Genomic DNA, 18,231 nt, shown 5'->3' on the forward strand with positions numbered 1-18,231 from the left:
CAAAATGAAACCAATCAAATTTTTAAGTTTTTTAATTGTGTTGCTCTGTATGTTCAAAGGGACAGCGCAAGAGTTTAAATTAGGAAAAGTGTCTGTTGCCGAATTAGAACAGAAAGTGCACCCTAAAGATTCATCAGCGGCGGCAGCTATTTTGTATAGAAAAGGAACGGCCAGATTTGAATACGATGAAACGCAAGGCTTTGTTGTGGTAACGGAAGTCGAAACCAGAATTAAAATCTATAAAAAGGAAGGATACGATTGGGCAAATCAAAAAGTATGGTATTATAACGAGAATGACTTTAAAGAAAAGGTAACATTTAGCGATGCAGTTACCTATAATTTAGTTGGAGGTAAAATCGAAAAAACAAAGCTTAAGAGTGATGGAGTGTTTGACGAAGTAGTCAATAAATTCAGAGCGCAAAAAAAGATTACCATGCCTAATGTAAAAGAAGGCTCTGTTCTGGAGTTTAGATATGTTTTAAGATGTCCAAGCGATCGAATGATCAGAGAATGGGATTTTCAAACGAGTATTCCTGTAGATTATTCAGAATTTACAACTTATATTCCGGAGTATTATGTGTTTAATCCAAGACAGAAAGGATATATTTTTCCAAAAACTACAGTAGAGAAAGCATTAAAGACACTTACTTTTACAAGTAAAGAAAGAAGCGGCTGGCTGAACAGTTCTACAACATTTTCTACAGATAAATTAGATTATCAGGAAACCAAAACAACTTACGTGGCGAAAGATTTTCCGGCGATGAAAGAGGAAGCTTTTGTAAATAATATTGATAATTATACGGCAAGTATTCAGCACGAACTGTCGATGACTAAATTTCCGCGTGCAGAGTTTAAAATGTATTCAGTAGATTGGAACTCGGTTGTAAAAACGATTTACGAAAACAAGGATTTTGGCGCGGAGTTAAGCAAGACAGGATATTTTGAAGAAGATTTGAAAAAGAAACTGGAGGGAAAAAATAGTATCGATGAAAAAATATTGGCTGTTCTGCATCATGTGAAAGAAAATGTGAAATGGAATGATTATTTTGGATATTATACAGATAATGGCGTTAAGAAAGCGTATAAGGAAAAGACAGGAAATATTGCTGATATTAATTTAATGCTTACCGCGATGTTGCGTTATGCGGGCTTGACAGCAAATCCGGTTTTAGTGAGTACACGTTCTAACGGGATTTCGCTTTTTCCAAACAGAACCGCTTTTAATTATGTGATTGCGGCAGTTGAAACGCCAGAGGGGAATATACTTTTAGATGCTTCAGATAAGTATTCAACCCCTAATGTTTTGCCACTTAGAGCCCTAAATTGGTACGGTCGATTGATTAGAAAAGACGGAAGCTCTGAAGAGGTAGATTTGATGCCTAAAAAATCGTCGAATGACATTGTGTTTATGAATTATAGTGTTGATCCTGATGGTAAAATCACAGGAAAAGCCAGAAGACAATGTACGGATTACAATGCTGTGATTACCAGACATAACATTTCCAGTCTCAAAGAAGAGGAATATCTGGAAAAATTGGAAAATCAAAACAATAAAATTGAAATCAGTGAGTACTCAAAAACCAATGAAAAAGATATTCTATTGCCTATTGTCGAATCGTACTCTTTTACAGGAAGCAATTTATGTGAAGTAATTGGCGGTAAAATATATGTGAGTCCGATGTTGTTTTTTGCAAATCAGGAAAATCCATTCAAACAGGAAGTGAGAGAATATCCGGTAGATTTTGGTTTCCCGTTTACTGATAAATACAATATTACGCTTAAAATTCCTGAAGGATTCGCAGTAGAAACATTGCCTGCGCCAGCAATTTTCAATATGGAAGAGAATTTAGGAACTTTTAAGTTTAACATTGCAGCAAACGATAATCTTTTACAAATCACAGTGCAGCACCAGATTAATGATGCAATTGTATCTACTGAAAAGTATGAAATGCTAAAAGAATATTACAAAGGGATGATCGCTAAAGAAACAGAGAAAATTGTTTTAAAGAGAATCTAGCGGTATTAAAAGATTAGAATTATTTTTGTTGAAAAATAGAACTATGGATTTGAAAAATGCACAACTAGATGTCGATACCTGGATTAAAGAACACGGCGTTCGTTATTTTAACGAATTAACCAATATGGCACAACTTACAGAAGAAGTAGGTGAAGTCGCTCGTATTATTGCCCGCAGGTATGGAGAACAGTCAGAGAAAGAAAGCGATAAAAATAAAGATTTAGGAGAAGAACTGGCCGATGTTGTTTTTGTAGTACTCTGTCTGGCCAATCAAACCGGAATAGATTTACAAGCTGCTTTTGATAAAAAAATGGATTTAAAATCAGTTCGCGATAAAGACCGTCATAAAAACAACGATAAATTAAAATAATGTGATAAGTCCTGGTAAAGTTTTGGAGTGTCCTTTATTTAAAATAGATTTGCAAAAATGCTATAATATAATTACCCTATAATGAATTTACTACTCCAAACCACTCAACATAATTTACAAGGACAAATTGCAGTAACCGGATCAAAAAGCGAAACCAATCGTTTGTTGTTATTAAAAGCACTGTTCCCAAATATTACCTTAGCCAATACTTCAAACTCTGATGACAGTGAGGTAATGCAAAAAGCACTAATTGGCCATGACGAAATCATAGACATTCACCATGCAGGAACGGCGATGCGTTTTTTAACAGCCTATTTTGCAGTAAATGAAGGCCGCGAAGTAGTCATGACCGGTTCCAGCAGAATGCAGGAGCGCCCAATAAAGATTTTGGTAGAAGCTTTAGAACAATTGGGAGTTGAGATTTCCTATGAAAAAGAAGAAGGTTATCCGCCAATTCGAATCAAAGGGAAAAAAGTAACCGCTTCAAAAGTAACTTTGGCAGCCAACGTAAGCAGTCAGTACATTTCGGCACTTTTATTAGTAGCACCAAAACTGGAGAATGGTTTAGAATTGACTTTAGAAGGTGAAATCACTTCGATTCCATACATCAAAATGACTTTGGCTTTGCTAAATGATTTAGATATTCAGACCAGTTTTGAAGGAAATGTGATCAAAGTATATCCAAAAACAGAAGTTGCTTCTAAAGAAATGGTAGTAGAATCAGATTGGAGCTCGGCTTCGTATTTCTTTAGTTTAGTAGCTTTGGCAGACACTGCTTCTATAACGCTGAGCAGTTACAAAGAAAACAGCTTACAAGGAGATTCTGAATTGGTATCACTTTATGAAAAATTGGGAGTGAAAACTACTTTTCAGGATAACAAAATGACTTTGGTAAAACAAGAGAATTTTAAGTTTGAAAATGTAAATTTTGAATTGAACAATACTCCGGATATTGCGCAAACAATAGTAGTAACTTGTTTAGGTTTGGGAATAGGCTGTCATTTAACAGGTCTTCATACCTTGAAAATTAAAGAAACAGACCGATTGGAAGCGTTGCGAATCGAGCTTACAAAATTAGGAGCTGACATTTCAGTAACCAATGACAGTTTGACTTTGGTGGCATCAGAAAATATTAAGCACAATGTGAAGATTGCGACTTACAATGACCACCGCATGGCAATGGCATTTGCTCCCTTGGCTTTAAAAGTGCCTATTGTTATTGAAGATGCCGAAGTAGTTTCAAAATCATACCCTGATTTCTGGAATGATTTGAAAGTATTAAACTTTGAAATTGTCGAAACACTATAAAAAATAGAAGATTATTTAAGAGCTGAACATAATTCAATAACCTCCGGTTCCAACCGGAGGTTTTTTTGTGGATTTATTTTTGATTTTGATCGGGAAAAGCAACAGCGATTTTTCAGGAGTTCGGATTAAATGAACTTTGGTTTCCTCTAAAGTTAAAGAAAAGCTAAAACTTTCATTTTTAAGGAACTCTAAGGGGCAGTAAACCAAAGACTTTTGAAAATAAACAGCAAAACACTTGACAACGCCTATCTCACAATCGTATATTTGCACACGATTTACAATTTTAGATAAAAAAATCTAAAATCTACACTCTAAAATCAGCAATGTCAATATGAAATTATCACATTTTCAATTCAATTTACCAAAAGAACTTTTAGCGGAATTTCCAGCAGAAAACAGAGACGAGTCTCGTTTAATGGTAATCGATCGTCAAAAACAAACTATAGAGCACAAAATGTTCAAAGATGTTATCAATTATTTTGATGACGGAGACGTTTTGATCCTTAACAATACTAAAGTTTTTCCGGCACGTTTGTACGGAAACAAAGAAAAAACAGGAGCAAGAATTGAAGTTTTCTTATTAAGAGAATTAAATTCAGAGCAGCGTCTATGGGACGTTTTGGTTGATCCGGCCCGTAAAATCAGAATTGGTAACAAACTTTATTTTGGCGACGACGATTCGTTAGTGGCTGAGGTAATCGACAACACCACTTCACGTGGTAGAACTTTACGTTTCTTATACGACGGTTCTTACGAAGAATTCAGAAATAAATTGACAGAACTTGGAGAAACTCCGATTCCTAAATACATCAACAGAGAAGTAACTGCTGAAGATGCTGAAAGATACCAGACCATTTATGCAAAAGAAGAAGGAGCTGTAGCAGCACCAACTGCAGGTTTACACTTCTCGAAACACCTTTTGAAAAAATTAGAAATTAAAGGAGTAAATTTTGCAGAAGTAACACTTCACGTAGGTTTAGGAACTTTTAACCCGGTTGAGGTTGAAGATTTGTCTAAACACAAAATGGATTCTGAAGAATTGATCATCAGACAAGAAGCGTGTGATATCGTAAATGCTGCAAAAACAGGTAGAAAACGTATCTGTGCTGTTGGAACAACTTCAATGCGTGCCATCGAAAGTTCAGTTTCCTCTCAAAATACTTTAAATCCTTATGAAGGCTGGACGAATAAATTTATTTTCCCTCCTCACGACTTTAGTATTGCCAACTGTATGATTACAAACTTCCACACACCAAAATCAACATTATTAATGATGATTTCTGCGTTCTGTGGTCATGATTTAATGAAAAGAGCTTACGAAGAAGCGATCAAAGAAGAATACAAATTCTATTCTTACGGAGATGCAATGTTAATTCTTTAATTAGAATTTATCTTATAGACAGACCCGACAGGTTTTTAAAACTCGTCGGGTTTTTTATTTTATGATGGTTTCAGGTTTGAGGTTCTGTTGGTAACTTGAAACCTGAAACTTGAAACAAAATAAACAATTTTTGTTATTTTAGCATTCAAAACAAAAACACAATGACTTTTCAAAATACACGCGAATTCGCGAAACAACTCGATTCAGAGGATATTTTAAATCACTATCAGGACCAATTTATATTTCCAAAAGTTAATGACAAAAGAGTGATTTATTTCACCGGAAACTCTTTAGGATTGCAGCCTAAACGTACCAAAGCTTACATTGATGAAGTAATGAGCGATTGGGCAGATCTTGCTGTAGAAGGTCACTTTTATGCCGAGAAACCATGGTGGGATTATCAGGAAAGATTCGCTGGACCCCTGAGTAAAATAGTGGGAGCTTTACCTTCTGAAGTAACGGTAATGAATACTTTGACTGTAAATCTTCATTTGTTAATGGTGTCTTTTTATCAGCCAACCGCAACCCGTTACAAAATTATCTGTGAGGAAAAAGCATTTCCTTCAGATCAATATATGTTTCAGAGTCAGGTACATTTTCATGGTTATAAAACAGAAGATGCGATTGTAGAAATTAAACGTCGTGAAGGAGAACATAATATTCGTCTTGAAGATATTCTGTCAAAAATTGAAGAAGTCGGAGATGAACTGGCTTTAGTGTTAATAGGAGGAGTAAATTATTATACCGGGCAGGTTTTTGATATGAAAACCATTACCGCTGCAGGTCAAAAAGCAGGAGCAAAAGTGGGTTGGGATCTGGCACATGCAGCCGGAAATATTAAACTACAGCTTCACGATTGGAATGTAGATTTTGCTGCCTGGTGCAGTTATAAATATATGAATTCAGGACCGGGGAATGCTTCAGGCTGTTTTGTACATGAAAAACATCACAACAATCCGGACTTACCAAGATTTGCCGGATGGTGGGGACATAACAAGGAACGTCGTTTTAAAATGGAGCCTAATTTTGATCCGGTTCATGGAGCAGACGGTTGGCAAATTAGTAATTTACCAATACTTTCTTTAGCACCTTATTTGGCTTCCGTTGAAATGTTTGCTGAGGTTGGAATGGATAACCTGATTGCAAAAAGAGATAAAATTACCGCTTATTTAGAGTTTATCCTACATGAAATTGATAAAGAGGTAAAAGGAAATTTTGAGATTATAACACCTTCAAATCTTAGTGAAAGAGCTTCTCAGCTTTCTGTTTTTCTACATGGAGAAGGAAGAAGCTTATTTGATTACCTGATGAAAAATGGCGTGATAACAGATTGGCGTGAGCCTAATGTAATTCGTCTGGCACCCGTTCCGTTGTATTGTTCGTATGAAGACATGTATGATTTTGGGCAGATTCTTAAAAAAGGAATTTTAGGAGAGTAAGTCAAAGTATAATCCCGTGCAGTTTCAAATAGATTGAAGGAGTTTTTTAAAATCATTTTAATCATTATAATCTGTGGCGAAACAGAACCTTCAAATTCTATAAGTTTTCTGCAAAATCCTGTAACTTTTCCGAAAAAAGTTCTTCCTTACTTTGTAGTGTAATAATTTTTTAAACTACAATCTCATGAAAGCTTTATATATTTTTATAGCTGCGGTATTTCTTGTTTCTTGCCAGAATCAGGGAAAAGAGGATATCAATAAAGCAAAACAAGCTAGTATTGATTCGATGAAAGTTGAAATCAGTAAACAAAGAGTTATTGATTCAATGAGAACGGAAATGGCAAAAATCAGAGAAGAGCAAAAGGTAGAGGCACAACAAAAGTTAGAAACACAAAAAGTGGTCGTGGTGAATCAAAAAGCTGACGGAACCCCGACTGCAACACAAACCACTCCCAAAAAGAAAGGCTGGAGTTCAGCTGCTAAAGGAGCTGTCATAGGTGCCGGAGTAGGAGCAGTGACAGGAGCCATTGTTAGTAAGAGAAAAGGTGAAGGTGCAATAATAGGCGGTTTAGCCGGAGCAGGTGTTGGAGCCGGAACCGGAGCTATTATCGATGGCAGCAAAAAGAAAAAAGAGTAAACTAGAAAACAGTTTTAAAATAAAACCGCCGATTTAAAATTTAAATCGGCGGTTTCTTTATACCAACTCACAAGTTGGAACTTTAATTGTAGCCAGTTCCAGTTTGTAAAAATCGAATTGGTATTTGATTTTTTCGGGATCTTCCTGAAAATAGAAAGAAGACGAAAACAAATTTTCATAATAGGCAATTCCTTCTAAGAGATTAGCTTTAAAAACAGTCCATTTCTTTAATTGGGCATTGGTGATTTCTCCCGAAATGTTACTTATTTCATTCCTAAAGTAATCGATATACATTTTTAATTCCTTTACAAACAGATTAGGCCTGTTATTAGCCCTCAGAATTGATTTATTTCCATAAATATGTGCCAGCATATCAGACAATGAAACTTCTTGGTCAAAATAGGCCATATTAGGGCCTGGACAGATAACAACTCCTTGCGCCTGACCTTTTATCTGAATATTATTTTCTAAATAAGATGCATTGGCCAATCCGACGCATAAACAGGCTTTTTCGGTGATCGAAAACTTCTCTCTCTCGTAAGCTTCCTTCGAAAGACTATTTTTTTTAGCGTCTAATTCTGCCAGTTTAATGTCCTGAAATTTCTTCGATGCTGTGCAAATTCCATGTGGATCATATTCCTTACTCAAGGCCAGGAATTTTTTCGGGCAGGAACTTCCAGCTTTATTTTGCTCGATTCTTTTTTGCTTTAAAGCCTCATTTGTAGTGCCTTTTAACGTATTAAACGGAACTCCTAATGGAGAAATGTGGCTCAGATACAAGTCTTTTTCTTTAGCATCCATTAATAATTTACGAGTCGCGGGGTCTACAGAAGTCGCTTCGGGAACCAGTAAAAAAGGAGATCCCCATCCTACAGAGTCCACTTCGTAATTTTGCAATAAAAAATCGTGTTCTTCCGCAGTACCTACGCCTCCCTGAACTGTAATTTTTAAAGGCAATGGTGCTTGAGGGACATGAACTTGTTTTTGCTGTAATACCTTTGTCATCAATTCATGTGCAGACTGAATAAGCTGATTCTTTTTCTGCCTGAATTCTTCTAAAATCGGACCCAGTAAAAGACCTTCAGTGGCAAAAGCATGTCCGCCGCAGTTTAGTCCTGATTCAATTCGGTATTCAGAAACCCACAGGCCCTTTTTGGCCAGGAAATTTCCCTGTATCATAGCCGATCTGAAATCGCTGACTTTTAGAATGATTCTCTTTTTAAGCTCGTTTTTACTATTGGGAAAGAAATCTGAAAAATTTTCGAAATAGCTGTACAATCTCGGATTCATTCCGGCAGAAAGTACCACCGAAGATTCAAGATCACTATTGGCGAAACCTCGCAAAGCAGCATGAGCATCATTAAATTCAATCGGAAGCTGTTCGTTTTTTTCAAAATTATCTTTATCGATTTTGGTCATGATATTCACATCAATACAACCGGGTGAAAGATGTGATTCAATATAGTTTTGGATATTTTCTTTAAAAGAAATTCCGTCCTCCAGTAAATTCTGAAACCCCTTTTTGATGTCGGAAGTATTCGGTAACATCGCAATATAGTTTTCTAACGCAGTTTTACTTTCGATTAATTCCGTTTTAAAATTTTCAAATTTCTCTTTCACAATTTTATCGACCAGATTGAGATACGAAGTAATGCGCTGTGCCCTGTAGTCGTGAAATTTTTGACTTATCTCTTCGTATGGAAAATTAAATTTAGTACTGTAAAAATTACGCATCTTCTCAATCAGATCATCATCAGCGATAGAAATTACAGACGAAATACCAAATTGTGCCACTCGAATCGGACTGTCAATTGTATATGCGAGACCCATTACAGGAATATGAAAAGTGTGTAACGATGGTTTTGCCATTTGTTTTTAAATTAAAATAAAAGCAAATGTTGGGAAAATAAAATTCAAAAAACCTGATAAATATCAGGTTTGCAGTTTATTATTCCTTTGACTTTATTCGAAATGAAACTCTTGCGAAGAATAAATAAGTTAAATTAAAATTTGGGTAAAAGACGCTGCAATACTTCTCCATAGAAAATTGTAAAAAGATTTTTCGGGAATTCGGTCCAATTCAACATCAGCAGTTTTAGATGTTGCTCCCGAGTCATCTTTGAGTACTAAATTGGCAACTGCAGTTTTTAGTTTCGCTTCCTTTTCAAGATGTTTCTTTTTAAAGAGTTTTACTTTTAAATTTTCATAGTCCATCAAAGCGTTTCCTTTAACGTTATCATCGTTTCCGTAAAAATCAAATTGATATTTATGGAATTTGCCGGTAAAAGTAGTGTTGATGTAAGGTTTGGTAAAACGTTCCATCGCGGCAACATTGAAACGGGAGATCGTCCCCTCAATGTGAAAACTGTCTTTAGGATCGAGAACATTAAAACTCCAATCAACATGTAAAGGAGACGTTTTCATGAACAGGCAATTGATTTTAATTTTCACATCAGCAGTTTTCTTTAAAGCAAAACCGCTTTTCAGATGGATAGCCTGCAAATTGAAATTGTGAAAATTTAGAATCCCGGGACCTTTTGAAAAGTCAATTTCTTCCTCATAAACCAATTTTGATTTTAAAATCCGGATCGTATCAATCTGCAGAGGAAACTTAATTTTTCGCAATAAAGCATTGTAAAGATATTTTTTACTCAAATCATCTTTCGGTATTTTATTGCGATAGATATTAGCGTTCAAATGATGAGCAACCAATGAGTTGGCTTTGAAGAAAAACTGCTCTTTTTTAAAACCCCAATCCATTTTTTCAATGTCGGCCGAATCCAGTTTTAGCGTATAGATATCTTTCTCCTTGTCGAGTTTTTGAACAAATTCTTTTCGATTAAATTCAGGCAAATAAGAAAAATTCTTAAGCCTTAGAAATTGATTTTCACTACTGATTTTGCCAATATTCAGGCGATAAAAGGCATTGGGTTTAAAATATAAACTATCACAGACCAAAACATACTTTTCAAAATGCATGGGAATTTTTTCTTTTAAAGTAGTAGCAGTGACCAAAATTCCTTCGAGCTTTAGAATCATTTTTTTGATGCTAAAAATAGGTTGGTTATGGTTCAGCGAAACCACATCAACACTTCCTTCGTTCAAATAGATATTGGAAACTGCAAGTATTTTCTGAAAAGGGGTTATAATTTCTGTTTGAATACTTCTGCTATTGTTTAAAAGCTTTTCTCCTTTTTTATATAAAATAACGCGGGGTTTGTTGATGATGATACTTTCGGCTTGAATAATATCGCGGAAGGCCAGATCCCAAATGTTAAAATGACGAATCGTAATGGATTCAATTTTGGCGTAGATTCCGTTTTTTGTTTTGCTGTTCTGAAGCTGATTTTTGGGATGAATCAGTAAGGTTTGCGCATTGATGCTTCGACTCCATAATGAGACTTCGATTTTTTCGTAATGAATCGAATAAGCAGTTTTGTTTTTTTCGTGTACAATAAGAGGCAATTGTTTTTTTATCCAATAGTTGAGGCCCATATCGAATAAAATCACAAAAAAAAGGACTGAAATGATACCGATCGCTATTTTTTTATAGATTGACATTTATAGTATTGATTTTAAATACATAAATTTAGACTTTTAAAAGAGATGTTTCTTACAGGATTTTAAATTTAAGTTACATCATTGCAAAATCATCTATCATTATACGTTTCATAAATATGAGAAAAATTAAAAAAATTCTGTTGGTTTTATTGGTATTGATTGTTATTCTTGGAATTGGTCTTTGTGCCTACATCTTTCATCTGAAGCCTAAATATGAAGGTGAAGTACAATTGAAAAACCTCCAGAAAGAAACTACAGTGTATTTTGATGATTTTGGAGTGCCTCATATTTATGCCGATTCTGAAAAAGACGCGATGACGGCACTTGGTTATGTTCATGCGCAGGAACGATTATGGCAAATGGAATTACTTCGAAGAATTGCACCCGGAAGATTATCAGAAATCTTTGGATCAGTTGCACTAAAAAATGATAAATTTTTCTCCGGAATCGGTATAGAAGAAGCTTCGGCAAAAGCCATAGCAAAATTAGATCCTAACAGTCAGAGTTATAAAATGACCATGGCTTATCTGGACGGGATAAATCAGTACATGGAAGAGGGAGTAACGCCGATTGAGTTTACTCTGGTAGGAGTGAAAAAAGAAAAATTTACCATAAAAGACGTGTATAATATTTTTGGTTATATGTCTTTTAGTTTTGCAATGGCGCAAAAAACAGATCCTTTGTTAACTTTTATTCGGGATAAATACGGTGTTGAATATTTAAAAGATTTAGGGATCGAGGGGGAGTTTAATACCACCAGGATCAAAAACTCAAAAGAGAATATCGAAGAATATACCACCATTTCAAAGTCTGTAGCGGCATTGCTGGAGAATTCACTTATTCCTCCTTTTGTGGGAAGTAACAGCTGGGTTGCGGGTCCCACTAAAACGAAAAGCGGAAAAGTGATTTTTGCGAATGATCCGCATATTAGCTTTTCACAGCCTGCGACCTGGTATGAAGCACATTTGGTAACACCGGATTTTGAATTGTACGGCTGTTATCTGGCCGGAACACCTTATCCGTTATTGGCGCACAATCGCAATTATGCTTACGGGCTGACAATGTTCGAAAATGATGATATCGATTTTTATCAGGAAAAAAATAAAGAGGGTGATTCCAATCAATATCAGACACCAACAGGTTTTGCGGCTTATACGTCGATTAAAAAAACGATAAAAGTAAAAGATACGTCAGATGTAGTTCTGACGGTTAAATCAAGCCGCCACGGACCTATTATGAATGATGTACTGGATCGTTTAGGAAAAAAGAATCTTATTGCAATGTCGTGGGTTTATACACAACAGCCCATCCAGATTTTAGATGCAGTTTATGGACTTTCACATGCTAAAAATAAAGACGATTTCAGAAAAGCAGTTTCGCTTGTAGCGGCACCGGGTTTGAATGTGATGTATGGTGATGCTAAAGGAAATGTGGCATGGTGGGCAACCGGAGCACTTTATAAACACGATAAGGGAGTGAACACCTTTCTTATTTTGGATGGTGCCAGTGGCAAAGACGATATTAAAGAACATTTAGATTTTTCGAAGAATCCTTCTGCCGAGAATCCAAAATGGGGTTATGTGTATTCTGCCAACAATCAGCCTGAGGCTATCGATGGCTTTTTATATCCGGGATATTATTTGCCGGAGGATCGTGCCAAAAGAATTTCAGGTTTAATGGACGCAAAATCAGATTGGGATAAAGAAGCCATCAGTAAGATGATTTTTGATAATACTTCACTGGTTTCACCGGGAGTGGTGCAACGTTTAATTTCGACTGTAGCCGGAAGTTCGCTTTCCGCAGAAGAAAAAGAAGCGATAAATGCTTTGCAATCATGGAAAGGAACCAATAATACGGAGGATGTTGGACCAACGATTTACAATAAATGGGTTTATCTGTACCTGAAAAATACTTTTGAAGACGAAATGGGAGCCGATAACTTTACTTTGTATCTTGATACCTCGCTGGGGAAGCAAATCATTGCAAGACAAATTCAGAATGAAAATTCCGTTTGGTGGGACAACATCAAAACCAAAAATGTAAAAGAAACCAGAAGTGATATTGTTTTAAAATCCTTCCATGAAGCCATAGCGGAACTTCAGGAACAATTTGGAAATCAGGTGGCAGATTGGAACTGGGGGAAAGCACACACCGTAGAACATGAACATCCTTTGGGTAAAGTAGCAGCTTTGCGCAGTTTGTTTAATGTAGGGCCATTTGCAGCTCCGGGATCGAATGAAGTAATAAACAATCAGTTTTTCGGATTCAATAAAGAAGGAAAGTATCACGTAAAAGGCGGGCCATCAACCAGAAGAGTAGTGGATTTCTCTGATATCGAAAATAGCTGGAGTATTTTGCCAACAGGACAATCCGGTAATCCGTTTAGTAAACATTATGACGATCAGGCCGAAATGTACAATGCTGGTAAATTCAGAAAGATGAAACTAAACAAAGAAGAGATCATTAAAACATCCACCAAATTGGTATTTAAGCCTGCTGGGAAATAGTTTTTTAGTTTCAGGATTGCTGATTTTACCGCAAAGTGCGCATAGTTTCTTTTGCGTTTTTATGATTACATCTTTGTCAAAGTGTAAGCTTTGACAAAGATTAAAACCTTAGCAACTTAGAACCTCAGTACCTATTTATACCTTCCCCGAACAATATCATTTGCAAATATTTCGAGATTGTAACCCAGTGCATCGTTGGTAACCATGACATTGGTTGTTTGATAGACAGTATCTTTCTGATAGGTTTTTAAAAGTGTTTCCAATTCTATTTCATTATAAAAAGCAAACATATTATAAACGGCGTCCCGAAAGTTTTTGTAGTCGATACTCTCCGTTATTTCAATCGTTTTTTGATCGTTCCATTTTTCTTTAAGGACAGCTTCGCTAATAGTTGCCAGACAAAAATCGGTCACATAACTTTTGTAACGGACAGCCTCGACAATTTTATCAATAATAATTTTGTTTTGCTGACTAGGCATCGGTACGGTCTTGGTTGAGGTTTGAGCATTACCGATAAGCGGAATAAACAGGCATAGCACGAATACTAAAAGAGTTTGTGTCTTTAATTTTTTCATAGGTTAAGTAAAAACAGTTCACAACAATTATTGCTGTAAATCACGTTGATTTGAGGGTTTATTTTTTGTTTTTTTGGGCAGCGCTAAAATAGTTCTTTTAATGCTAAATTATCGAATATGACTGTTAGAAATTGTAACAAAAAACTCCGCTAAAACTGATTTGAAATCAATTTTAGCGGAGTTTTTTAAAGAGGACTGCTGAGAGTTATTTCGTTTTGTTTTTTGAAATTTCTTCTAAGACCTTTTTCCCGTTTTCATTTGAAGGATCTAGTTCCACCGATTTTTTATAGTTGGTTATTGCTAAATCTTTATTTCCATCTGTCAAATAAGCTTCTCCTAAACTATCATACACGTTTCCGGATTTTGGAAAAGTTTCCGCATTAATTTTAAAAATTTCAATAGCTTCTTTCTTTTTTCCACTTTGCAGCAATTGATAGCCGGCTTCGTTCATGTCGTTTTCTTTAATAACAAAAGTGGGGTCATTCTTTAGTTTTTTATAAGTATCCATTCCGGCTACTAATCCTTTTGTAGAGAAAACATCCAATAAATCAATTGCCAATGATTTTCTGGCAGGTTTATAAGGCTGGTTGTATAAAATAGCACGTATAGCAGTGTTCATTTCGCCCAAAACAGTATTGCCTGTATTGTTAAGTAACACCACTAGAATTTTATCGGCAGGAACACGTGATATGAGCGTGTTAAATCCGTTAATTCCTCCACCGTGCTCCGTAACTTTCAGTTTATCTTTACTACCAGTAGCAGCTTCTGAAATAAACCATCCGTAACTGTAAAAATCTACCCAGGCTTTTATATACGGTTTAAAAAGAGACTCCATCGATTTTTCTGAAAGCAATTTAGTTGTATAAAGCGCCTGATCCCATAAGTATAAATCTTCGACAGTAGAATATAAAGATCCCGCCGCATATGGAATACTCATATCAATGAAAGAAGAATTGACAAAATTTTTGCCTTGTTTTTCATAACCCGCAGCTCTGTTTTTAAGGATAACTTCACTATGATCAAAACCTGTATTTACCATTTTTAAAGGAGTAAGAATAGTTTCCTGCAAATATTGTTCGTAGGTTTTACCGATAACTTTTTCAATAATATACCCCAAGAGGAAATATCCGGAATTACTATAGTTGAATTTTTCACCTGGTTTGAATTCCAGAGGCAATTTGTTAAATGTTTTTACAAAGTCTTCCGGAGTATAAGGATTGCGGCTTTTATCTCTAAGAAAATTTGGTGTAGCGGTATAATTTGGAATTCCTGAGGTATGTGTTAGTAAGTGATGAAGTGTTATTTTGTCGCCGGTTTCTTTAGGGTAATCCGGTAAATAAGTAGTGATAGGAACGTCCAGTTTTAGTTTTCCGTCGTCCACTAATTTTAAGATTAAAAAAGCGGTAAATTGTTTGGTGATCGAGCCCAACCTGAATTTGGTATCAGGCTGATTCGGAATATCCCATTCCATATTGGCAGAGCCGAATCCTTTTTTAAAAATTACCTTTCCATTTTCGGCAACCAGTGCCGAACCATTAAATTGACCATATTGATTGTAGGTAGTTAATAATTGGTCAATTTGTTTCGCTTTGTCCTGTGCGAAAGTAATGTTCAAAGCGAAAAATAGTAGAATAACACTAAGAACAACTAGTTTGATTGGTTTCTGCATATTGATTGATGATTAAGGTTAGTAAATCAGTGATTGATTTTTGATTTGATGATTGAAACTCTTTAATCTGTTCAGGATTATGTCGTTGTCTTTTGTTAGACGACGAATTTTTAATTATGTTTCAGAATCAATCCTTTTTTTATCTTTTTCTTAACACTCTTGCGGGAGAGCATAGACCGGGAACTGCCAGGAACCACCACTATTTATAGGCCTATGCTCATAACTAACAAATTTCTTTTAAATCAATAATAGGTTTATGCAAATAGAACTTCACTTAAAAATAACACAATAAGAATACATAATTTTACCATAGATTTCCGAATAATGATTTTGTACACATCACTTTTTGAATTAAGATTTACTTGGTTTCAATCTCAATTATTTTCTTCCCTTTTTCACCCATATAATGTGTAAGGATTTTTTCGTAAACCTTATATCCTTCATCAACATTGGTAAAAATAATCAGACCTTGTTTGGTTTTTGGAAGTAACAGGAAAATCGTCTGAACCCCATTGTCAGCTCCGCCATGTGACAAAGCAAAATCGTCATTTCCTAAATCATAAATTTCAAAACCTAAACCAAAGTATTTATTCTTTTTAGTTTGAACCTGATGTGCCGTCATATCTTCATAAACTTTTTTACTCAAACCGTCACTGTTCATCACGCTGCAGAGAAATGTCCCGTAATCTTCAAGGGTTGTGAGCAAGTCATCGGCTGCACTTGCCGTTTTATTTTTGGTAGGCTCATAAGCATTCCCTTTATTGTCGTAACCAGTGGCATATCGCGAAACATCGGTTATGGCGCCCCAGGTAAATTTGGTGTCATTTATTTTTAACGGTTTAAAAATCAATTCATCCGCTAATTGATCCAGTGATTTATGAAACTTTTTTTCCAGAGCCTTTCGCAAATATTCCATGCCTTCTCCCGAGTATTGGTATTTTGTTCCGGGTTTGAATTTGAAATCCAATTTACCGGATTTGTTCATATACCTCCAATTCGGAAAACCGGTTTGATGACTTAAGACAATTCTCGTGGTCAATAATTTAATATTCGGATCATTTGCGATATCCGGATCTGTCCAGTATTTGTATAGAGGCTCGTCGAGATCCCATTTTCCGGAACTTACCAATTTTAAAGTGACTATGGCAGTAATTGGTTTAGTCAGAGAAGCCACATTCCAAATGGTATTGTAAGGTGCAGTAACTCCTTTTTTAAGGTCACCAAAAACTTTTACTTCCTGTAGTTTCCCATCATTGATCATGCCAATACCAAGTGCCGGAACATTATTCTGAACCAGCCATTTTTTAATGGCAGCATCGTTGTCAAAAATATCCGATTGGGTGCCCGCTGTATTGGTTTCCTGATGATCGTAGCTAAGAGATCTTTTAAGTTTCCATGTCCCATTTTCTAAAATCCATAGATGAGTAAATCGTGCAGTACTGCCAAATTTCTCCTTCACGTCTGCAAGAGATTCATTTTTTCCTGCTGATTTTTCGTAAAACTGATGAATTCCCATTTGAATAGCGCCATACAATACGCCTTTTTGATATAACGGATAAACTTCGGTGCTGCCAGGAACCAGGTATCTTCTGGCTTTGTAAGTTTCAACCGATTTACATAAGCCTTTTTTGAGATTGACTAAAAAAAGAGCCTTATCCGAAGGACCGTCCTTGTCATGATAAAATTCAAAACTGTCACTGTAAAGATTTTCAAACTGGCTAATGTCACAGGTATTAAAGCCAACATTAAAAAGAAGACTGTCTCGTGACATAATGATCTTGTACAATTCGGAGTTTTTTTCTTCCTGAGAAAACCCGGTTTGGAAGTGGAAAAGTAATATTCCAATTAAAAAAACTTTTAGCGGGAAAATAGATGGATTGATTTTCATTTTATATTTGGTTTGATTGATTGATGATTTTGCAATAGTACTGCAATCTAAAACCTAAAAATTGTACAAATGCGAAAATCTTATCTTTTTTTAGAAAGAAAGTACAAACTGGAATTGAATGTTTTTGGAGTTGTTTTCATAACTCCTTTAAATTGTTTTATAAAATGCGACTGGTCAAAATACTTATTGTAAAGCGCAACCTCTGTCAGACTGAGTTTTTCTGGATTCGAATGCACCATCTGATCCACAGATTTTCTGAACTTCAGAATCTGAATGTATTTTTTAATCGTAAGCCCAGTTGCCGTTTTAAACTTCATTTGCAGCAATCGCTGAGAGACCTTTAAAATCTCGCTAATTTCGGAAACCGAGATTTCTTCGTTGTGAAGTCTGATGATTTCGCAGATTTTTTCGATAGTATTTTTCTCTGAATGTAAAGCAGACAATTCTTCAAAATAAACATTTATAGCCCGCAATAAATTTTCAGTAACAGCATCAGTTTGTATTTTAAAGGGAAGCTCTTCGGGATTAATCCTGATAATCGAATCGCTAAAATGGCTCAAATCATATTGAGGAAACATCGAAAGTGTCCAGGGCTGGAATTGAATGATGGTTACTTTGGTCTTAGGTCTTATGTTGACCAAAACCTTGTTCGTCATTTGCGAACAAAAGTAAAATCCTTCGTTCATCTCATATTTTCGCTTACTGGTGTGAACTTCTATGTGGGTTCCGCTAACAATAGCAAGATTAAAACAGCCGTTAGGTAAAACGAGTTTGTTTTCAATTGTCGTTTCGCCACCGTAATTATCCAGACACCAGATTTTGGTAACAAACCGCTCGCTTTTTTCGCTTACATAATGTTCTGAATAGAGGTTCATTTTG

13 protein-coding genes are annotated in these 18,231 nt (G+C 35.6%); 7 read left to right on the plus strand and 6 right to left on the minus strand.

Features of this window, described 5'->3' with window-relative positions; translation table 11 throughout:
- The first annotated feature begins 4 nt into the window (after positions 1–4).
- The 6 genes from BHE19_RS07485 (at position 5) to BHE19_RS07510 (ending at position 7,152) form a co-directional block, all read left to right on the plus strand.
- The gene (locus tag BHE19_RS07485; protein ID WP_070906535.1) at positions 5–2,017 is read left to right on the plus strand and encodes a DUF3857 domain-containing protein; all 2,013 of its coding nucleotides are present in this window, start codon (positions 5–7) and stop codon (positions 2,015–2,017) included.
- Between the two features lie 43 nt (positions 2,018–2,060).
- On the plus strand, positions 2,061–2,387 hold the full coding sequence (locus BHE19_RS07490) for a nucleotide pyrophosphohydrolase (RefSeq protein ID WP_012022600.1): 327 nt from the start codon (positions 2,061–2,063) through the stop codon (positions 2,385–2,387).
- A gap of 81 nt (positions 2,388–2,468) precedes the next feature.
- Positions 2,469–3,695 carry a 3-phosphoshikimate 1-carboxyvinyltransferase gene (gene aroA, locus BHE19_RS07495; protein ID WP_070906536.1) on the plus strand — a complete coding sequence of 409 codons (1,227 nt, stop codon included), beginning with the start codon at positions 2,469–2,471 and terminating at the stop codon, positions 3,693–3,695.
- Positions 3,696–4,026: 331 nt separating this feature from the next.
- Positions 4,027–5,076, plus strand: a complete 1,050-nt coding sequence (gene queA / locus BHE19_RS07500) for a tRNA preQ1(34) S-adenosylmethionine ribosyltransferase-isomerase QueA (protein ID WP_017496163.1) — start codon at positions 4,027–4,029, stop codon at positions 5,074–5,076.
- A gap of 161 nt (positions 5,077–5,237) precedes the next feature.
- Entirely contained in the window at positions 5,238–6,515 is a 1,278-nt protein-coding gene (kynU, locus tag BHE19_RS07505) for a kynureninase (RefSeq protein ID WP_070906537.1), read from the plus strand.
- Between the two features lie 184 nt (positions 6,516–6,699).
- Positions 6,700–7,152, plus strand: coding sequence for a glycine zipper family protein (locus BHE19_RS07510; RefSeq protein WP_070906538.1), 453 nt, complete (start codon positions 6,700–6,702; stop codon positions 7,150–7,152).
- A 57-nt stretch (positions 7,153–7,209) separates the two neighbouring features.
- Here the strand turns inward: BHE19_RS07510 and BHE19_RS07515 are convergent, their stop codons facing one another.
- Together BHE19_RS07515 and BHE19_RS07520 are read right to left on the minus strand one after the other, a co-directional pair.
- Positions 7,210–9,021 (minus strand): hypothetical protein, encoded by a 1,812-nt coding sequence (locus BHE19_RS07515; RefSeq protein ID WP_070906539.1) that lies wholly within the window; start codon positions 9,019–9,021, stop codon positions 7,210–7,212.
- Positions 9,022–9,150: 129 nt separating this feature from the next.
- On the minus strand, positions 9,151–10,713 hold the full coding sequence (locus BHE19_RS07520) for a hypothetical protein (protein ID WP_070906540.1): 1,563 nt from the start codon (positions 10,711–10,713) through the stop codon (positions 9,151–9,153).
- A 116-nt stretch (positions 10,714–10,829) separates the two neighbouring features.
- Here BHE19_RS07520 and BHE19_RS07525 point away from each other — a divergent pair, with 116 nt between their 5' ends.
- Positions 10,830–13,220 (plus strand): penicillin acylase family protein, encoded by a 2,391-nt coding sequence (locus BHE19_RS07525; RefSeq protein WP_070906541.1) that lies wholly within the window; start codon positions 10,830–10,832, stop codon positions 13,218–13,220.
- Positions 13,221–13,351: 131 nt separating this feature from the next.
- On the opposite strand, the gene BHE19_RS07530 is transcribed toward BHE19_RS07525, so the two are convergent.
- The 4 genes from BHE19_RS07530 to BHE19_RS07545 form a co-directional block, all read right to left on the minus strand.
- A complete protein-coding gene (locus BHE19_RS07530; protein ID WP_070906542.1) occupies positions 13,352–13,795 on the minus strand; it encodes a hypothetical protein in 444 nt (147 codons plus the stop codon).
- A gap of 205 nt (positions 13,796–14,000) precedes the next feature.
- A complete protein-coding gene (locus BHE19_RS07535) occupies positions 14,001–15,464 on the minus strand; it encodes a serine hydrolase domain-containing protein (protein ID WP_070906543.1) in 1,464 nt (487 codons plus the stop codon).
- 358 nt (positions 15,465–15,822) lie between these two features.
- Positions 15,823–17,352, minus strand: coding sequence for a serine hydrolase (locus tag BHE19_RS07540; RefSeq protein ID WP_070906544.1), 1,530 nt, complete (start codon positions 17,350–17,352; stop codon positions 15,823–15,825).
- 80 nt (positions 17,353–17,432) lie between these two features.
- On the minus strand, positions 17,433–18,227 hold the full coding sequence (locus BHE19_RS07545) for a helix-turn-helix domain-containing protein (RefSeq protein ID WP_070906597.1): 795 nt from the start codon (positions 18,225–18,227) through the stop codon (positions 17,433–17,435).
- Positions 18,228–18,231 lie beyond the last annotated feature (4 nt).

It is taken from the genome of Flavobacterium tructae (genome assembly GCF_001853485.1).
In the GTDB taxonomy this organism is placed as follows: domain Bacteria; phylum Bacteroidota; class Bacteroidia; order Flavobacteriales; family Flavobacteriaceae; genus Flavobacterium; species Flavobacterium tructae.

Bases quoted from the DNA above. Each gene is read 5' to 3' on its own strand.
- BHE19_RS07525 (WP_070906541.1), top strand. From the start codon at position 10,830: ATGAGAAAAATTAAAAAAATTCTGTTGGTTTTATTGGTATTGATTGTT.
- BHE19_RS07515 (WP_070906539.1), bottom strand. From the start codon at position 9,021: ATGGCAAAACCATCGTTACACACTTTTCATATTCCTGTAATGGGTCTC.
- aroA (WP_070906536.1), top strand. From the start codon at position 2,469: ATGAATTTACTACTCCAAACCACTCAACATAATTTACAAGGACAAATT.
- BHE19_RS07545 (WP_070906597.1), bottom strand. From the start codon at position 18,227: ATGAACCTCTATTCAGAACATTATGTAAGCGAAAAAAGCGAGCGGTTT.
- BHE19_RS07490 (WP_012022600.1), top strand. From the start codon at position 2,061: ATGGATTTGAAAAATGCACAACTAGATGTCGATACCTGGATTAAAGAA.
- BHE19_RS07510 (WP_070906538.1), top strand. From the start codon at position 6,700: ATGAAAGCTTTATATATTTTTATAGCTGCGGTATTTCTTGTTTCTTGC.
- queA (WP_017496163.1), top strand. From the start codon at position 4,027: ATGAAATTATCACATTTTCAATTCAATTTACCAAAAGAACTTTTAGCG.
- kynU (WP_070906537.1), top strand. From the start codon at position 5,238: ATGACTTTTCAAAATACACGCGAATTCGCGAAACAACTCGATTCAGAG.
- BHE19_RS07540 (WP_070906544.1), bottom strand. From the start codon at position 17,352: ATGAAAATCAATCCATCTATTTTCCCGCTAAAAGTTTTTTTAATTGGA.
- BHE19_RS07535 (WP_070906543.1), bottom strand. From the start codon at position 15,464: ATGCAGAAACCAATCAAACTAGTTGTTCTTAGTGTTATTCTACTATTT.
- BHE19_RS07485 (WP_070906535.1), top strand. From the start codon at position 5: ATGAAACCAATCAAATTTTTAAGTTTTTTAATTGTGTTGCTCTGTATG.
- BHE19_RS07530 (WP_070906542.1), bottom strand. From the start codon at position 13,795: ATGAAAAAATTAAAGACACAAACTCTTTTAGTATTCGTGCTATGCCTG.
- BHE19_RS07520 (WP_070906540.1), bottom strand. From the start codon at position 10,713: ATGTCAATCTATAAAAAAATAGCGATCGGTATCATTTCAGTCCTTTTT.